Origin of the sequence: Methanosarcina sp. DH1, assembly GCF_020804205.1 — an archaeon.
Classification (GTDB): Archaea; Halobacteriota; Methanosarcinia; order Methanosarcinales; family Methanosarcinaceae; genus Methanosarcina; species Methanosarcina vacuolata.
Genome location: NZ_WJBJ01000035.1, coordinates 35,201 through 53,296, shown reverse-complemented (window position 1 = coordinate 53,296; position 18,096 = coordinate 35,201). Strand labels below are relative to the sequence as shown.

15 protein-coding genes are annotated in these 18,096 nt (G+C 39.0%); 8 read left to right on the top strand and 7 right to left on the bottom strand.

Annotated features, from left to right (window positions below; genetic code table 11):
- Positions 1-199: 199 nt before the first annotated feature.
- Complete coding sequence (locus FXW07_RS18340) at positions 200-805, top strand: hypothetical protein (protein ID WP_229397054.1); 606 nt, start codon at positions 200-202, stop codon at positions 803-805.
- A gap of 700 nt (positions 806-1,505) precedes the next feature.
- A complete protein-coding gene (locus FXW07_RS18335) occupies positions 1,506-2,231 on the top strand; it encodes an RAD55 family ATPase (protein WP_229397053.1) in 726 nt (241 codons plus the stop codon).
- Positions 2,232-2,343: 112 nt separating this feature from the next.
- Here the strand turns inward: FXW07_RS18335 and FXW07_RS18330 are convergent, their stop codons facing one another.
- Positions 2,344-4,266 (bottom strand): PINc/VapC family ATPase, encoded by a 1,923-nt coding sequence (locus FXW07_RS18330; RefSeq protein WP_229397052.1) that lies wholly within the window; start codon positions 4,264-4,266, stop codon positions 2,344-2,346.
- Positions 4,267-5,008: 742 nt separating this feature from the next.
- Between FXW07_RS18330 and FXW07_RS18325 the strand changes: the two genes are divergently transcribed.
- Positions 5,009-5,464 (top strand): hypothetical protein, encoded by a 456-nt coding sequence (locus tag FXW07_RS18325; RefSeq protein WP_229397051.1) that lies wholly within the window; start codon positions 5,009-5,011, stop codon positions 5,462-5,464.
- 286 nt (positions 5,465-5,750) lie between these two features.
- Here the strand turns inward: FXW07_RS18325 and FXW07_RS18320 are convergent, their stop codons facing one another.
- From FXW07_RS18320 to FXW07_RS18310, 3 genes are all read right to left on the bottom strand, one after another.
- Entirely contained in the window at positions 5,751-6,059 is a 309-nt protein-coding gene (locus FXW07_RS18320) for a hypothetical protein (protein WP_229397050.1), read from the bottom strand.
- Positions 6,031-6,399, bottom strand: a complete 369-nt coding sequence (gene hisI, locus FXW07_RS18315) for a phosphoribosyl-AMP cyclohydrolase (RefSeq protein WP_229397049.1) — start codon at positions 6,397-6,399, stop codon at positions 6,031-6,033. The genes FXW07_RS18320 and hisI overlap by 29 nt, the downstream gene beginning before the upstream one ends.
- Positions 6,400-6,490: 91 nt before the next feature.
- On the bottom strand, positions 6,491-8,470 hold the full coding sequence (locus tag FXW07_RS18310; protein WP_229397056.1) for an amylo-alpha-1,6-glucosidase: 1,980 nt from the start codon (positions 8,468-8,470) through the stop codon (positions 6,491-6,493).
- A 183-nt stretch (positions 8,471-8,653) separates the two neighbouring features.
- Here FXW07_RS18310 and FXW07_RS18305 point away from each other — a divergent pair, with 183 nt between their 5' ends.
- The 3 genes from FXW07_RS18305 (at position 8,654) to FXW07_RS18295 (ending at position 10,855) form a co-directional block, all read left to right on the top strand.
- A complete protein-coding gene (locus tag FXW07_RS18305; RefSeq protein ID WP_229397048.1) occupies positions 8,654-9,808 on the top strand; it encodes a hypothetical protein in 1,155 nt (384 codons plus the stop codon).
- Between the two features lie 294 nt (positions 9,809-10,102).
- On the top strand, positions 10,103-10,423 hold the full coding sequence (locus tag FXW07_RS18300) for an iron-sulfur cluster assembly accessory protein (protein ID WP_229397047.1): 321 nt from the start codon (positions 10,103-10,105) through the stop codon (positions 10,421-10,423).
- A gap of 69 nt (positions 10,424-10,492) precedes the next feature.
- A complete protein-coding gene (locus FXW07_RS18295) occupies positions 10,493-10,855 on the top strand; it encodes a nascent polypeptide-associated complex protein (protein ID WP_048120564.1) in 363 nt (120 codons plus the stop codon).
- 761 nt (positions 10,856-11,616) lie between these two features.
- Here the strand turns inward: FXW07_RS18295 and FXW07_RS18290 are convergent.
- The 3 genes from FXW07_RS18290 to FXW07_RS18280 all read right to left on the bottom strand — a co-directional run bounded on the left by FXW07_RS18290 (position 11,617) and on the right by FXW07_RS18280 (position 13,432).
- Entirely contained in the window at positions 11,617-12,048 is a 432-nt protein-coding gene (locus FXW07_RS18290; RefSeq protein ID WP_048155682.1) for a response regulator, read from the bottom strand.
- A 38-nt stretch (positions 12,049-12,086) separates the two neighbouring features.
- Entirely contained in the window at positions 12,087-12,236 is a 150-nt protein-coding gene (locus FXW07_RS18285) for a hypothetical protein (protein ID WP_229397046.1), read from the bottom strand.
- 521 nt (positions 12,237-12,757) lie between these two features.
- Positions 12,758-13,432 carry a class I SAM-dependent methyltransferase gene (locus FXW07_RS18280; RefSeq protein WP_229397045.1) on the bottom strand — a complete coding sequence of 225 codons (675 nt, stop codon included), beginning with the start codon at positions 13,430-13,432 and terminating at the stop codon, positions 12,758-12,760.
- Positions 13,433-13,994: 562 nt separating this feature from the next.
- Here FXW07_RS18280 and FXW07_RS18275 point away from each other — a divergent pair.
- Both FXW07_RS18275 and FXW07_RS18270 read left to right on the top strand, forming a co-directional pair.
- Entirely contained in the window at positions 13,995-14,957 is a 963-nt protein-coding gene (locus FXW07_RS18275) for a glycosidase (protein ID WP_229397044.1), read from the top strand.
- 462 nt (positions 14,958-15,419) lie between these two features.
- The gene (locus FXW07_RS18270; protein WP_229397043.1) at positions 15,420-17,846 is read left to right on the top strand and encodes a plasma-membrane proton-efflux P-type ATPase; all 2,427 of its coding nucleotides are present in this window, start codon (positions 15,420-15,422) and stop codon (positions 17,844-17,846) included.
- The last annotated feature ends 250 nt before the right edge of the window (positions 17,847-18,096 follow it).

Below are 18,096 nucleotides of genomic sequence, written 5' to 3'. Positions count from 1 at the left end.
GTATATTCATAATCGTTTCCAAAACAACCAAAAACATCTAAGAGAGCAGGGAGCTCCGAAAAGTTATTAAGAGTAAGGTTTATAGTTACCATTGTTTTTGCCGTAACATCATTACATAATTATAGAATTATAATTTTGTGTAGTGATGTTACACTTACTTTTATCACTAGATTTTGGGACTGAGTCCAACATAAAGCTCGTGAAATCAAAAAGAACAAAACTTGTTCTCGGGTTTCGGTCTGTGTTTCTTTTGCTTGGTTTATTTATTTCTCCGTCAGCAGCTAAGACTGACTGGCAGATTTCTCCCTCCAATCCGACTGTGGGAGATACTCTGAAAATAAAAGGTACGGCTTCTCCGGGAGCGGAACTTGGAGCTCAAGTTTCTTTTGTAAAGGAACTCTCTGTTACCGATGGCAGATACCAGTATTCGCTTGATAAGATAAAGATCCCGAAAGGTAAAAATGCCCGCTTTACGGTCACGACCGAGGAAGTAAAGAACCTGAACATACACATAAAAAAACTATTCTGGATCGAGCGGTCTTCTGATGCATCACCCGAAGGAATTGCAGTTATTTCTAAGAGACATATTCCGCCCTTTACTTACAAGGTTCTTATTGATGGCGATGCTGTCCCGAGCGTAGACTCTGTAAACCTTAAAGTTGAGGCATCTCAGACCCTGAAAGCTAATTCAAAAGGGAAATTCGAATTCAATTACCACACTTCCGGGATGCCGGCAGGCAAGTACACCATAAAGATCGGAGATTTGGAAAAAACAATCGAACTGAAGCCTGGAAATAAGAAATAACCCTTCTGAAATCCGACTTCATGAAAAACACTATTAAAAATTGAATTTGCTAATAAAAGTCCTGTGACGCTATTAACATGCAATAGAATGAATAAATAAGCAAAAATAAGCAGAAAATAAGCAGAAAATTAGAAATACAAGGATTTATTCTCCCTGAGTTTCATCTTGCCTGAATTTTTCTCGGGAAGGAAAAATCCTTGTTTTTTTAGTTGCGATGCAATTGTAATAGTAAACAGTTAATCTCACTTCCACAAGTCCTCAGATTCGAAATAATCAAGTTTTTGATCGTGAAAAATAGCTCTGAAATTCTTATTGATAAACTCTTACTGATAAACTTTTATTGATAAACTCTTATTGATAAACTCTTATTGATAAACTCTTATTGATAAACTCTTATTGATTAAAAATGAATCAAAGTTGCTCTGGTGCACCCTTCGCGCCCTCATTATGGTTATAATGATTTCTTGAAATCGATTATTTTCATTTGGTAATATGATTTTTTTCCTTCCGTTTTTCCTGATTTTCAACATAGCTTTTGATTACATTGGAATTTGCATTCACATAACTTGTCATGTTATCTCAAGCATTGCTTTTTCCTTTGATGATCCAAACCAACTTATAAACTTTTTAAAGGAAGAGTATATTACTTAAAACACCTTAAAATAACTAAGAAATATACCTGAGTTTAAGATGTGATAGTATGGAAAGTTTATCTACAGGGATTGAAGGGTTGGATACGCTAATGGACGGAGGTTTTCCTAAAGGAAAAAGCATTCTGGTTACGGGTCCTCCAGGCGCCGGAAAAACAATTCTTGGAATTCATTTCCTGCACAGAAGCTGCAATGAAGGCAAGAAGTGCATACTAATTCTTACAAGAGAGCTTACGGAAGATATCCTCAGCCAATCCCAAAGCATTAACCTTGACCTCAAGCCTTTCGTTGAAAGTAAACACCTCAGTATCAAGAATATCTTTGAAGATAAAATGAACAAAATCAAAAGCGCTTCGAAATTTGGTAAAGGGCTATGTGCTGTGGATATTGATATAATCGAGTATTTAAGTTCCATGTCTTCGGAAGTTGATGTCATGGTTATCGACAACATAGGGGTAATGGCCATAAACCATGACATAAGAGAATTTGCCGATGAATTCAGTTCGATAAGCATTATACTTCTAAAAAACGGGTGCACAAGTCTTTTTGTTATGGATGAGGATTCCTATAATCTCACCCACAGGCTTACTGGCTACATGGTTTTCGGGTTAATCAGGCTTACTTCACAGGAGAATTTCAACTACGGAAAGACAAAGAAATATCTTTACATTGAGAAAATGCGGGACAAGGCTGTCCCGATCAAGTATTCCCTATTTGATATTACCCCAGAAGGGATAAAAATTATTAAAGGGATGAATGACCTATTGGAGGTGTGAAGGGCCTATTAGAAACATGAAGAACCTTATACTTTACTTTCAAAGATGAGTGATTTTCCGTTATCTTGCGGCTTTATCTGTGTTGCCTAATTTATCTTTCGGCAGTTACTTTTCAGATCATTCTGATTTCAATTGTTTCTCCTTTATCCTGAGCATCCAGAATCTCAGATGCAAGATCCGAGTTCGCCCTGAGTTTCACATCTCCATGTCGGCTTACGGTTGCACTGAACAGATACTGGTCTTCAAGATATATTTCCACATCCTTTCCTGCAAGCTCCGGTGCTCCAAGAATAAGGTGCTTTTTATCTCTTTCTATGAAAGGATGAACAGAAGAAACACTGGGCTCTTCCTCAAAGCTGGTTGTCTTTAGTTTCCCTCGGAGAGCTTTACTTTCAGCTCCATACTTCCGGCCTTTTGCAGCCCCTGAGGCTCCGATTTCCAGTTCTCTTACGTCAATATGCAGGCCAAGAACATTTTCGATCCGGTCAATGACATTCCCACCTTTGCCAATAACTTTTCGTACCTCGTCTTCCCGGACCTTTACGAGTGCACTGTCGTCTGAAGTCACTTCAACTTCAACCGGGCCGGAGGCGTACCTGCCAATAACATTTCTTATTTCCTCTTCTGCAAGCTTCCAGGCAGGTTTCCTTAGCTCGGTAGGAGGCCCTACTGGCATAACAACAACCTGTTCCCCATAGGTATATATTTCATATTCTGTTTTTCGGGTCTCAAAATCGGCAATGACGATTACCGGCCTTGCAAGATCCTGTTCGGTCATTCCATGAGGGACCTTGACGGTAAACTCAAGTACCAGAACCTTTGCCACTTCTCCTTTATCAATGAAAATAACGGTATCGACTACCTGAGGGATCACGCCCAGTTCAACCCTTCCTATCAGGCGTTGAATTGCGTCCACTGCCCTGGTTGCATGTACTACCCCGATCATTCCCACGCCCGCAAGCCGCATATCCGCAAAAATAAGAAAATCGCCGGTCTTGCGGACTTCATCATAGATTGTATAATCCGGCCTGACCAGAAGCAAAAGGTCTGCAGTATTTTCCATCCTGCCGTTCAAAGGTGAATACTGGGTGATTTCAGGAGGCACCTGGAGGTCTCTTGGAGACTCCATTGTTTTAACTACTTGCCCGCGGTCATTCAGGTATCGAGCAACTCCGGCGGCAAAAGTAGACTTTCCAGCTCCGGGCGGGCCGGCAATAAGAATACCACGCTGGCTTACAATCCGCTCTTTGAGTTTATCGCTCAGCCGGTAGTGTTCAAGGTCCACAACCACAGTTGGCCTTACAACCGTTATCTCCATATCATCGGAAAAAGGCGGGTGAGCAATTGCAATTCGCATATTCCGGATTTGCAGGACAGTAGCTCCACTTGAAGACATCTCAATAAAAGATTCGGGGTCCAGCCTGGCCCTTTCAATAAGTTCTCTTGAGATACTGGAAAGTTCCGCAGAAGTAACAGGCTCATCACGAATTTTTACATAGCGTATATTCCCTACAGGCCCCTTTTTGGCCATAGGAGATACCCCATTTTTAAGATGTACGGACATCGTATCGTCAGTAAAAAAATGTTCTACTTTAAGAGGCGGAAGTTCGGATGGTTCCAGGACTTTAGGATGCATATACTCGACATTAAGCCCTTTTGCTTTAGCTATAAGAGACTGTACCCTATCTTCGCTTAAAAACAGTCCTCCTACCTCAATAGCCGTACCTCGGATAAGAGCATCTATCCTGCCTTCTTTAGAGAACTTAATCTCCTCAAGAGTGGGCTGAACCCCGCTGAACTGAAGGAGAATTTCTTTCTTCTCTGCCAGCCTGCGGAGTTCCAGAAGCTCTTCAAGTCCTTTAAATCCTATTTCTCTGCCCTTATTTGCCTGGGCTTCAAGTTCCGAGACCACAGCTTCGGGAATAATGATCTCAGCACCTCTGAAATCCCCGCTTCTAATGCGGGACGAAAGTCTCCCGTCAATAATCACGCTTGTGTCCGGAACGATTCTCCTTATCCGCTTCTCATCAGCCATATAAATGGATATAGAGCCGGGAAGTATATAATAAAACTTCTGGCAATTTTATTTAGAAGAACGAAGCTAAAAAGTGGTTTTTGTGATTTTTATTCTTTATGTGTGAATAAATTTTTGGAACTATGAAGCTAATTCTAAGTTGTTGATTCTTAAGTTGTTGATTTTTAAGTTGTTGATTTTTAAGTTGTTGATTTTTAAGTTGTTGATTCTTAAGTCGTTATTATTGTATTCAGGGCTATAATTTATTACAATTAGATTTATTCCAATTAGGCATTTTTATTGAACAAGAACGATATATATGACAGATGAATTCTGAAGAGTAATATATACCATATTATAATGGCTGTAGAATAATTAAAGTTAAATACGTTAAATCAAATTTTATAGTAATTATATTATGAAGCAAATAATAATTATTAAACCTTCTTTTTTAAATATATGAGTATAATGCATATTTAAAACGATTTTGAATATCAAAAATCGGATTATAATTAATATCGGTTTCTAATTTATATTTCTACAATTATTATATGCGCTGGATAATAATAAACTAGCGATACAATAAAAAATCACTTTTAGCGGCAAATAATGAAGCAACATAGTTTACTCATTAGATAGTCTTCCAGAAATGTAAGCAGATTACTGATTCTTAAATTAAGTAGATTTGCCCATAAAAAGTGAATTGTGGAACCAGTAAAGGTGAAATTGTATCGAACCTCACAGAATGATGGAGATGATATAGATGAGAGAACAAAGATATAACAAAATAAAGAAAACAGTCTTTATTTTGTTAGCTGTCTTTTTAGTATTATCATTGACAGCTGCATCAGCAAGTGCATGGTATTCAAAGACTAGCGATGGCAAATGTAAAGAGGTATCTAAAGAAAAGGGAGTTAAAGAAAAAGTCGCTAAAGAGAAACCGGTTAAAGAGGCAGTTAAAGAAAAAGCTGTTAAAAAGGTAGCTAAAGAAAAGGTGGTTAAAGAGGTAGCTAAAGAAAAAGTGGTTAAAAAGGCAGCTAGAGAAAGAGTCTTTGATCGAAAGGTAGTAGATAATGATAAAGTGGGCACTAACTTGTTAGACTTCGTAGAAAATAGCTGGTTCGGTACCGGCCGGGGATGCGGTTGTGACAATGGAGAGGGATGCGGTTGTGACAACGGATGGTTCGGCGACGATTGGGATGACTGTTGGGACTGTTAATTGTTGACAATCCTAACAATAGATTAAACTGTAGATAAATTATACTAATACGGTTCATTTGTACACTCCGCATCGGATTGCAGAAATAGTGAAACAGTGTAACTCTAAAAGTATATTGAGTCTTTTATGGATAGGACTATACGCAGTAAATGAGCTAAAATGAAGTGCGAATAATTCTGTAACAAGTATTGTAATAAGTATATTTCAGATTGCATACCGCTGTTTTTTGATTTAACCGCGTAAGTCCTCTCCATAAAATATAAAAATGAAAAAAGAAACAAATAACTTAATATTTTTTTAGTTTTTTAATTTTAGTTTTTTTAATTTTAGTTTCTTTAATTCTAGTTTCTTTAATTCTAGTTTCTTTAATTCTAGTTTCTTTAATTCTAGTTTCTTTAATTCTAGTTTCTTTAATTCTAGTTTCTTTAATTCTAGTTTCTTTAATTCTAGTTTCTGTAATTTTAGTTTTTTTAATTTTATTTTCTTTAATTCTAGTTTCTTTAATTTTATTTTCTTTAATTCTAGTTTCTTTAATTCTAGTTTCTTTAATTTTAGTTTCTTTAATTTTAAGGTTTATATACCTCATCAGGCTCAAAGACCTTTTCTCCCACAACCTCTCCTTCAAGGTTTCGATAAAAACAGGATCTGTATCCCATATGGCAGGCTCCCCCGACCTGTTCCACTAGCAGGAGAAGAGAATCCATGTCACAGTCGACCCTGATTTCTTTCACTTTCTGTACATGCCCCGAAGTCTCTCCTTTTTTCCATAACTGCTGTCTGCTTCTGCTCCAGAAGTGTGCGATCCCGGTCTCCACGGTCTTCTCAAGAGCTTCTCGATTCATATAGGCGCACATAAGCACCTCCCTGCTAAGCTGGTCCTGAACCACTGCAAGGATAAGACCCTTTTCGGATTTCAAAGAATCAAAATCAATCATGGGAGATAGATTGCAGAACAAGTATAAAAAAGAGAGGGCATTAGGTCTTAAGGGAAGCACAATAGAGACGAAATTAAACCTGGCTCTTTTTTCAGGGTTTGATTCCGAGCACATCCTCAACATATGCCCTTAAAATTTCCGCCACACTCCAGGCCTGGGCAATGCAGCCTCCTGGAGTGTAAGGATAATCCCCATCAAATACTTCGGAAATTGTGCCTATGCCTGCAGTTTCAAGGTTTATATCAAAACCCTGCAGAAGAGCCCGCATATTTTCAAGGCTTTCTTTAGAATAGTTGTGAACCTTCCGGTAAGCTTTTACATAAGCGCCAAGGAGCCAGGGCCAGACTGTCCCGTTATGATAAGCGGCATCTCTGGCTGCGGCATCTCCTTGATAGTGTCCTTTATAAGCGGGATGATCGCTTGAAAGAGTTCTAAGTCCAAAAGGAGTCAGGAGATCTTTTTCAACTCTGTCCATTATTGCTTTTTCTTTTTCAGGTGAAAGGATAGTATAAGGCAGGGCTACTGCGAAGATTTGATTGGGGCGGATCGCAGGGTCTTTAACCTCATTTCCTGCTTTGTCCTGAGACACGAGGTCAAAGAGGCAATTGGTCTCAGAGTTCCAGAAAACACTCTCAAAATTTGAAGCCACTCCAGCTGCAAGAATTTCATATGAGGAAATGTTTTTTCCTAAATAGGTGCCCAGATTGGAGGCTGTTTTCAGGGCATTATACCACAGAGCATTAATTTCACAGGCTTTACCTGCTCTTGGGGTCACTGCTTGTTCCCCTATTTTAGCATCCATCCAGGTTAGCTGAGGGCCCTGTCGGATAAGATAATCGGAGTCCATGCCGATCCCAAAGTCCGTACCTTTGCGGTAATTCTCTATGATATTCTCCACGGTATCCCATACATCCGAGAGGAAAAGGAAATCTTTCGTATATGCGAAGTATCGGCCCACAGTGTGAATAAACCAGAGAGAGGCGTCCACAGTGTTATAAATTGGGTCCCCTCCAAGTGCCAGGAAAGCATTCGGGATCAGTCCTTTTTTACAATTCCTGGAGAAGTTTTTGAGAATAAATTTTGCCTCCTCAAAACGACGGGGAATTAAAAGCAAGCCAGGCATAGAGATCATGGTGTCCCGCCCCCAGTCAGAAAACCAGTGATATCCTGCAATCACCGTACTTTCACCTGAAGAAGGATTCTTCACTATAAAAGGGTCCGTTGCCCTGAGAAGCTTAAGAGCAAAAGGTTCGGTAAGCCTTGAATTGAAGGCAAGAAGATTCTGTCGGTAAGTTTCCCTTGTATAGAATTCTTCGACCTGTTCGAGAGTAAGAGAAGAAATATCTTCGGTTGAAGCAGCAATGAAAAAATGGGAAGTACCCAGTTTGAGTTTGCTTTCGAAGTAACCCGGATTGAAATTATCTTCCTGGAAGTTGAGTCCCCTTTGCTTCTCAGCATCATACTCAAAGTTATAATACCATTTTGGATCGGAATGATACTGGAGATTGGATGAAAGCGAGAAGTTAAAGCCGTTTGAGCTTTGCAATTTTACTCCTTCAGGGTCGGTTTTCTGAGTAAAAGAAAGTTCTCCTGAGTGAACAGTGTAATGGAAATTTCTGGAATTTACCAGTGGAAAAATCCTTAGCAGAGCTCCTTCTCTCCTGGACTTGATGTCATAGAGAATGCAGGTTGTGTTGCTATTGTGAGTCATGAAGACCTTTTTCTTTATGGTAAAATCGCCGGGCTGGTAAACCCAGAGAGGAAAAGGAACAAGGATGAATTTGGAGAGGTAACTAAAGCCTGAAGGAAAAATAGTGCCAGGATACTTATGGGTTGCAAGCCGATAAACTTCCTTGTTAATTGAAATTTCCTCATCAAGGGAAGAAAGCAATACAAACCTCCCTGGGGAGTTTTCTGGAGCTGCCACAAGCAGTCCATGATAAGTCCTTGTGCCTGCCCCTATTACTGTAGATGAGGCATATCCCCCGAGTCCGTTTCCTACGATCCACTCTTTCTTAATCCCTTCCTCGTATGTGGAAAAGGAATCTGCTCCAAACCTGATTCCACTCATAATTCCACTCATAATATATGTGGTTAGGATTTAATTTCTTAAATATTTGTATCCCTGGAAATAAAAGTTGAGGAGATATAAGAAGGGAAAAAAATCAAGTTATAATAAAATATGCCAGGTTATTAAATTTCGAATGTAATCATAAACTATTTTAGCTGTGCAGGATATAAGAAAGTGAGAATCATGAAGCAAGACCTTTTAGAAATCCTTGTTGATATCTTCAAATCCTCTGGATACAATGCCACAATATCCAGCCAGTATGACATTTTTGTGGAGAAAAACAGGCATAAAGCTTATGTCAAATGTGCCCTACAGCCAGGTCGCGAGGAAATAAAAGCTTTTTCAGAAAAGATAGTGGACTGTACAGGAATCTATGTGATGACCCAGAAAGGGCCTGAAGAATTAATTGATTATGCAGCTGAACTTGGGATCCATGTTTGGAATAGGGATGAACTGGCTCTTCAAATTGGAAGATCGGTTCTTGTAAATCTGGAGCAGAAATCAAAGATTTCGTATCCTGAACCGGAGGATAAAACATCAAATGATTCACGAGATCAGCGCAGGCAAACAATTTTCGAATTGCCTGTCGAAAACTGGAAGTTAAAAAAAGAATCCAGAGAGAAACCTTACTTTAAAGAAGATCTCTTGCCTCTGCAGAACCAGCAATCAGAGGCCGAAAAAATTCATTTTGAAAATCAACCTCTGAGACGGAGCTTGGAAGAGAAAAAAGAGTTAAGGAAGCCGGAACAGGTTGAGGCCCCGGAAACTGAATCGTATGAAATGCTGAATATACGGTCTGTAGAACCAAGGATTTCTAAAAATCAGGCTATTATTATTGCAAAACTCTATATATACAACCCTATGGATTCAGTTTTAAAGTTTGTACCTTTCTGGAAATATAGATACAATGTTGAAGCAGAAAAACGCTTCAGGTCAAAAGTCCTGAGTATTGCCGGAAAGGGAAAGGGTTTTCTTAATGCTTTAAATAAGTCAAAGGAAGAGATGGAGATAGAAGGGTTTGGCACACCTACAAGGGTTCCTGCCGTGCATTACGAGTTAAAAAGACCTAATGTGGACAAAAAACAGGCAGAAAGGATTCTTCTGGACTATATTAAAGAGGAAAATACACGCGAGATACGTTTTAACAATACAGAAGGACAGGCTGTTATATATGAGCACAGGAATATCGGCCCCAGGTCTGATGAAATACAGCTCGATATGGAGCTTGTGTATATCCCTGTCTGGGAAGTGAAGGGAAAACGTAACTCCGTGGAGATTAATGCTTATACTGCAAAGGTTCTTGAGGAGCCTGTTGATGAAGATGCTGAATTTCTGTGAATCAGGAATCTGAAAAAAGTATTAGAAGAAAAATATATAAAATAGAAAATAGATTTATATATACTGGCAGAATAGAAAGGATTTCTTGAAAAAGAATCCAGACCCTATCTTCCAAGATTCCTGTGAAAAAGTCTTTTTCAGAAAAAAGCGCAATTTTACGATAAATGTTATATTTGACCTATGCAAGAGTATATAAAGTTTGGAAATTATCCTTGAGCTGTAACGGATGGCATCTTATAGGAAATAAAACCACAACTATGTTATAAGTATGAAAAATAAAAAAGAGGTGCGTAAATGATAGAAGTAACAGACAGAGCTGCTGCAGAATTGAAAATACTGATTGAACAGGAAGAGAAGCCTGAGCTTGCTCTCAGAATTTTTGTTGCCGGGGTTGCCTGCAGTGGAATACAGTATGGCTTAGCCTTTGATGATGAAACAAAGGAAGATGACGTGACTATGGAAAGTAACGGGATTAAACTCGTTATGGCAAAAGATATAGAGAAGAACTTTTCTGAGGGCAGTATTGACTTTATTGAGGACGAAAACGGAAAGGGATTCCTTATCCGCAATCCAAGTGCCGGCGCTGGATGCGGCACCTGTGGTGGATGCCATTAAATAAGTAAAATTGCGCTGATATTGAACCTAAATCTGAAAAATAAACGAAAATAAAGGAGAAGTAAGCCTATGTTCCCAGGAATGGGAGGTATGGGAGGCCGGGGAATGAACCCGGCCAAAATGAAGCAGATGATGAAACAGATGGGGATTGATGTTAAAGAACTCAAGGACGTTCAGGAAGTAGTAATAAAGACTGCAGACTCTAATATCATTATAGAGAATGCAAATGTCACTATCATGAAAGTCCAGGGTTCGGAAACATACCAGATCGTAGGTGACGTAAAAGAAGTCCCGAAAGAACTGGAAATTCCCTCTGAAGATATAAAACTTGTAATGGAGCAGACCGGTGTCTCTGAAGATGAAGCCCGGAAAGCCCTGAAGAACTCAAACGGAGATCTGGCAGAAGCCATTGTGGCACTTTCTTCTGCCTGACTTATTTTTTTGTGGGTTTTTATCATTCTTGCCCGAGTCCCGTCTCGGGAGGACGGTGCACTTTTCGTTCACTTCGTTCGCTCAAGAGGGCTGAATTATGGGCTTGAGACACTGATTTTCAATTTGTTCATGGGTCTATTTACCCAAGTTATCCAAATTTTGTTTGGACTACCAATAAGCGTAATCACACTTTTTTAAAAAAAGCTTGACTGCAACCCTTTTCAAAAAAGGCTTGACCGCAACCCTTTTCAAAAAAGGCTTGACCGAAAACCCCAAGAAACGTTTGAGTTTGATAACCTTATCCCCAAACCCTATCGGCGTGATAAACCGGCGCAACGGTTTGTGATAAACCGGCGCAACGGTTGTGGGTCAACGGTTGTGGGTCAACGGTTGTGGGTCAACGTTTGCGGGTCAATAGTTGCTAGACGATACATTCTAAAGAATGAGTGCTGGGATACTTTCAGCTTTTAGTGGGTCTCATTGATTCAAAATGGAGATAGATAAGATGTTTTTAGGGAAAGAAACCGTTTTGAAGAAAAAACTTTCTTAGTTTCAATTTTACAGGTGAATCAAAATAGTGTTTTGTCTTTTATACAAGGGGGTCAGAGGATCCTTTTACCATTGGATGAGATTATTCTCTCTGCTTATTTTCTCCAATTTCAATTTTACTTTTTTCTGGTTTTCAAATCCTCTGTATCCAGTAAGAATTTCGTCTAAAGTTTTTATCGAGATCTGACAGGTCCCTGTATGCAGTAAAACATTTACTCAGGAGTCTTTTCATTTTCTTTGCCAGCTTCTTTTTCAGCTTCTTTTTTTTCGGCTCTGTGCTTGTGAAGTGCCATTTCGATATTGCTGTGCAGGTCCTCTTCCTTAAAAGGTTTTGAGATATATCCTGCAGGCTCTGTCGTTTTTGCCCTCTCAAGAGTTTCATCATCAGTATAGGCGGTAAGATATAATACTGGAATTCGGAGCCGGTTTTTAATTTCACGGGCGGCCTCAATTCCGTCCATTTCACCTTTTAACATGATATCCATCAAAACAAGGTCTGCATTCGTCAATTCCGCTTTTCTTATTGCTTCCTCTCCTGTGGATGCAGTACCCGGCACAGTATAACCTAGATTTTTCAGTTTGTTTCTGATATTAAGAGCCACTATATTCTGGTCTTCGACAACCAGAATTTTTGCTTTTTTCATTGTATCTCCCCTTTGATATCGGATAAGCCTCCGGATAATCAGTTGTTTTCCCTAAATAATATTTTGAAGGTAGTCCCTGAATCTTTTTGAAGTTCAATTGTGCCTTCCAGTTGTTCAACAAGAATGTTTGCAAGCTGTAGACCCAAAGAACCAGCGTTCCTGAAATCAAGACCTTCCGGAAAACCCAACCCATTGTCCGAAACTACCAGTAAATATTGACTACTTTTATTAATTGAGCTCTTTGCACCAATATTATTGGTGATATTACTTATACTTTTATTCTTTACATTCTCGTCAGCTAGTTTTATTCGGATTTCTCTTTTCTATTCTGATGTTTTATCCCGGTTATTTCACGTTAATTATATTCAATAGTTTCGATTTTGATAACTAAAATATTACATATTATGAATCTTCTATCAAAAATATTTATTTTTTTTGAATTTTGTTCTTTGCAGGTTGCCTCAAAACTCGACTCATTTCTACAATTGGATAATTGGAATTGTTGACTTTAAATTCATATCGAAAATTATTCTGAAATTCAGGTATGTATTTGCCTTGAAATATAGCACATTATCCTGCTTATAGAATCAAATGTAGTTTTGAGACCGCTTGTTTGAGTTAATTTTATACTGACGTTTTTATACTGACATTGCAAATCCAAACGTTAGTGAAAAATAAAATATAAATAACAGTTAAGATAATCCCGAAACTATACCTTTTTCCCAAACATCACTGCAAATTGGTAGAATTTATACATACAGCTAACATCACAAAATCCTGCTTCTTTAAGCCAGTTGATTTGTTGATCTAATGTTGAGTCCTTGTCAAGCTTAGTTCTTTCATAACCAGCGAGGAGTTCTTCTTCGGGCAGACCACTATTCTCTATATAGTGTTTCCAGATATTTTTGTTGAAGTTTTCTATGAAAGGAGTTTCTCCATGTACCTGATCGGCATTAATAATAATCCCGTTTTGTTTAAGTAGAGAGTAACTTTTTTTGTAAATTTCCTTCTTCTCTTCGTCTTCCAGATGATGGATAGATAGAGCAGACACTACCATATCATAATCTTCGACGAAAGAATACTTTGAATAATCTGCTACAATATATTTTACGTTTGAGTTACCTCTAAACCGGTCTTTTGCTATATCCAGCATCTTCTCCGAGATATCAATAAGAGTAAATGAGGCATCTGGATATCTTTCCATCAAAAACGCTGATAAAAGTCCTGTTCCAGCCCCCATATCCAGTATTTTTGGATTTTCCATGTTTACGGATGCCACGGACACTGATACTCTATAAAAATCGTCGAAACAAGGAATAAACTTCTTTCTCTGCTCATCATATTTTTTTGAAATTTCATCAAACTTTCTTTTAATTTCGCTCATTTTTTTCTCCAAAATTTTATATTTTTGCTTAACTTTGTTCGCATCATTCAGCCAGGGGCTCTATTAGTTTTTTATTACTAAGAAAGCGCACAGGGTCACGAATGCCCTGTCCTTTAAAATCTATCCGACAATTACCTCAGGTAATAAACGAATTATTTCACTTTTTAGACAATTAATTGATGTAAAAGGCTTTGTATTCTATGACCTTTTATTTATTTGGTTCTTCGCTGTTTTGTATGTGTTAAAATAATTAAAAATAATTGATCAGTTACAAAATATTCAAATTTAATTGAGAGACATCAAGCTTGAATGTGATTTTCAACAGAGACTGCTTACATATTTTGAGTATGTATCTCTCACATATAGAAAGTGGGTATAAATTATCCACTCGAAACAGAGAAGAGCCGAATAACAGATTTAGGAAGATCAAAAAAGTTTAGTAACTTTCAGCAATAGAATAACTGTTACTGATATTGCGGAATAAAAAAGCCTGCTTTTTTACCTATCTAATGCTTATCTAAAACCTAGAGCTTATCCGAAATCAGAAGGAGTGGGGAATAATATGATCTGGAAAGATGAAGGAGAATTATTTGTAAGATATAAGAAGAATCCGATACTTACAGTTGATTATTGGCCGTATAAGGTCAGTTCGGTATTTAACCCTGCAGCGATTATGGTCAACAATACAACTATATTACTGGTACGGGTTGAAGACCACAGAGGTTTTTCCCATCTTACCGTAGCTAGAAGCAAAAATGGAATTGACGGTTGGGAAATTGATCCCAAACCAACCTTTTCCTCGGATCCAACATACTATTCTGAAGAGATATATGGTATTGAAGATCCACGTATAACTTACATTGATGAGATGGAAAAATGGGCTATAGCTTATACGGCTTTTTCGGACTCTGGTCCATTAACGTCGCTTGCCTATACCGATGATTTCACTAATTTTGAGAGAGTAGGGCCTATAATGCCACCTGAAAATAAAGATGCTGCTATTTTTCCTACAAGACTTAATGGCAAATGGGCAATGTTACACAGGCCCGTATCTAACATTGCGGGTGCAAAGGCAAATATCTGGATATCTTTTTCGCCTGACATGAAATACTGGGGAGAACATGAGGTTCTTCTGTATGCCAGGGAAGGTGGATGGTGGGATGCACGTAAAATTGGATTAGCCCCTCCGCCAATGAAAACATCTGACGGGTGGTTAATTATGTATTATGGGGTACGTCAGACAACATCTAAAAAGAGCTATCGTCTCGGACTTGCTCTTCTTGACCTTGAAGATCCCACAAAAGTGCTCCATAGGTCAGAAGGCTGGGTTTTCGGACCTCGTGAAATGTATGAGCGGACTGGAGACGTTAATGATGTTGTTTTCCCGTGTGGATGGATCCTTGTGGGCGATGAACTCCGCATTTATTACGGAAGTGCAGATATGTCTGTAGCCATGGCCAGTGCAAAAATGAGCGACATTATGCAGTATATCAATGAATGTCCAGGGATGCAATGTCCTGAATAATACTGCAGATAGTTTAAAAAACATTGCAAAGGACTTGAAAAATAGTGTAAACAGCTTGAAAAATAGTGTAAACAGCTTGAAAAAACAGAATACAGGAACAACTCTATTTTTTCGTTAGCATTAGCTTGCTGCATGTAAAATCCATATATCATTTGGAGATACTGGGCTCACTGCCAAAAATTGCTATTATATATGAGGTCCCAGGGTTTCCGGGTCAATAATAAATTATAAGTTATGTCATATATTTTTATTTTTTCTGCTTCTATGTTCTAAATGGGAATTTTATCGGGTTTATGATACAGGTTTACAACTGCGAAAAATGACAGGTTCAGAAGAAGAAGTTCAAAAGAAGAGATCCAAAAGAAGAGGTCCAAGAGAAAAGATCAACAGGACAAATAAGTCTGAATTTTGGACATTTTTATTGGGAAAACGCGGATTGGGGGCTTATTTATAGGGGAAAATGTGAAGCTCAAAATCGATGAAATAAAGGATTTGCCTGCAGATGAAGTCCTGAAAAAACTTGATTCCAGTAATAAAGGACTTTCTTCATCGGAAGCTGAAAATCGGATAAAGCAGTATGGTTATAATGAAATTTCCGAAAAGAAGGTCAACCCACTTAGAAAATTTTTAGGTTATTTCTGGGGTCCAATTCCCTGGATGATCGAAGTGGCAGCTGCAATTTCAGGTATTATCCAGCGATGGGAAGACTTTGTGATCATCTCCTTGCTCCTTATCTTAAACGGGGTTGTGGGGTTCTGGCAGGAACATAAGGCTGACAATGCGATTGAACTTCTTAAGAAGAAAATGGCCCTTAATGCCAGAGTACTCAGAGAAGGACAATGGACTCAAAAACCTGCACGGGAACTGGTCCCTGGAGATGTTGTACGTGTACGTTCAGGGGATATTGTTCCTGCTGACCTTAAACTCCTCGAAGGAGAATATCTGCAGATAGACGAATCAGCCCTAACGGGAGAATCCCTGCCTGTAGAGAAAAAATCTGATGGCATTGCCTATTCAGGATCCGTTATCCAGAAAGGGGAAATGAATGCTCTGGTTGTGGCTACAGGCATGAATACCTATTTTGGAGAAACAACAAAACTGGTGGCCGAAATCCGGACCAGGAGCCACTTTCAAAAAGCTGTCCTCAAAATCGGAAACTACCTGATTGTCCTTGCAGGCTGTATTGTTGCAATTGTTTTAGTTGTAGAAGAACTTTTCAGGCACACTCCTTTTCTGGAAACCCTTCAGTTTGCTCTTGTGCTGATAGTCGCTGCAATTCCTGCAGCTCTTCCAGCAGTAATGTCTGTTTCAATGGCTGTAGGAGCTACCGAACTTGCAAACAAAGGAGCTATTGTCAGTAAACTGGTCTCCATAGAAGAAATGGCAGGAATGGACATTCTATGTTCGGATAAAACCGGTACAATTACCCAGAACAAGCTAAAATTATCCGAGTTAGTGCCTTTCGGAAACTTTAAAGAAAACGACCTTCTGATCTACGGGTCTCTTGCTTCAAGAGAAGAGGATAATGACCCGATTGATAATGCGATCCTCCAGAAGGCAAAGGACACAGAATCCCTTGCAGACAAAATAAAAACTTATGATGTAACAAAATTCACTCCATTTGACCCTGTAATAAAGCACACTGAAGCTACGGTTAAAGGACTCGAAGGAGAGTTTAAAATTGCCAAAGGCGCACCCCAGGTTATTCTGGGCATGTCAAGCAATAAAGAAGAAGTAAGGCAGAAGGTAGAAGAAAAAGTAAATTATATGGCTTCAAAAGGATACCGTGCCCTGGGAGTTTGTGTGGAAGAAGAAGGAAAATACAGGTTTGCAGGACTTTTTGGACTTTATGACCCACCGCATGAAGATTCCGCTGAGACAATAAAGACGGCAAACTCCCTTAAAGTAGACGTGAAAATGGTAACCGGAGACCACCTTGCCATTGCTAAAGAGATAGCAAGCCAGGTAGGCCTGGGTACGAACATAGTTACAGCTGATGATTTCGTAGAAAAATCCGATTCCGAAGCCCAGGAAATTGTAGAGAAGGCTGACGGTTTTTCCCAGGTATTTCCCGAACACAAATACAGGATTGTTGAACTCCTTCAGAAAAAAGAACATATTGTTGGCATGACGGGCGATGGGGTTAACGACGTCCCTGCCCTTAAAATGGCTGATGCTGGAATTGCTGTTGCGGGGGCTACAGATGCTGCAAAATCCGCTGCAGATATAGTGTTTACAATTTCAGGGCTCTCGACCATTATTAACGCGATAAAAGAAAGCCGTAAGATATTTCAGAGGATGAAGAGCTATTCTATCTATAGAATCGCTGAGACTGTAAGGGTGCTTTTTTTTATTGCCACTTCAATAATTGTGTTTAATTTTTATCCTGTAACTGCTATAATGATTGTTTTGCTTGCTATTCTCAATGATGCTCCTATAATGGCTATTGCGTATGACAATGTAAAATATTCCTTAATACCAGAAAAATGGAATATGCGTGAAGTCCTGAGAATGTCCACATTTCTGGGAATCGTAGGTGTGGTTTTTTCTTTTGCAATATACTATATCGGAGCCAGAGTTCTTTATCTCAGTCCGGGTGTACTGCAGTCTTTTATATTCCTGAAACTTGCAATAGCCGGACACCTGACCATATTCGTTGCCCGCAACAGGGGGCACTTCTGGTCTCCTCCTCCGGGAAAACTCCTTTTTTGGGCTGCAGTGGTTACAAAAGTACTGGCAACGCTCGTTGCGGTATATGGATTCTATATATCTCCAATTGGATGGAAACTGGCAGGTTTTGTCTGGATTTACGCACTTGTGGCTTTTGTTATAACCGATTTTATGAAAGTGAAACTTTATGAGATTATGGACCGCAGAAGGTGGTTTTGAAAAGATGAAGTGAAATAAGTGAAATAGATGTGTCTCTGGTTAAGAGCCTCTCCAAAAAATCAGTAACGCATGTTGAAAAATCACAATAGAGCTATAATATCCAGGTATCTGTTCCGGTTTTACATATTGCCTAATTGTTAAAGGTACAGCAGGCAACCATTTTGGATAAACTCCTAGTCCAAAGCTAACATTGACCGAATCAAGCATCAAGGAGTCTCGGCCACTGCAGCCAGGGTCTCGGCCACCGCAG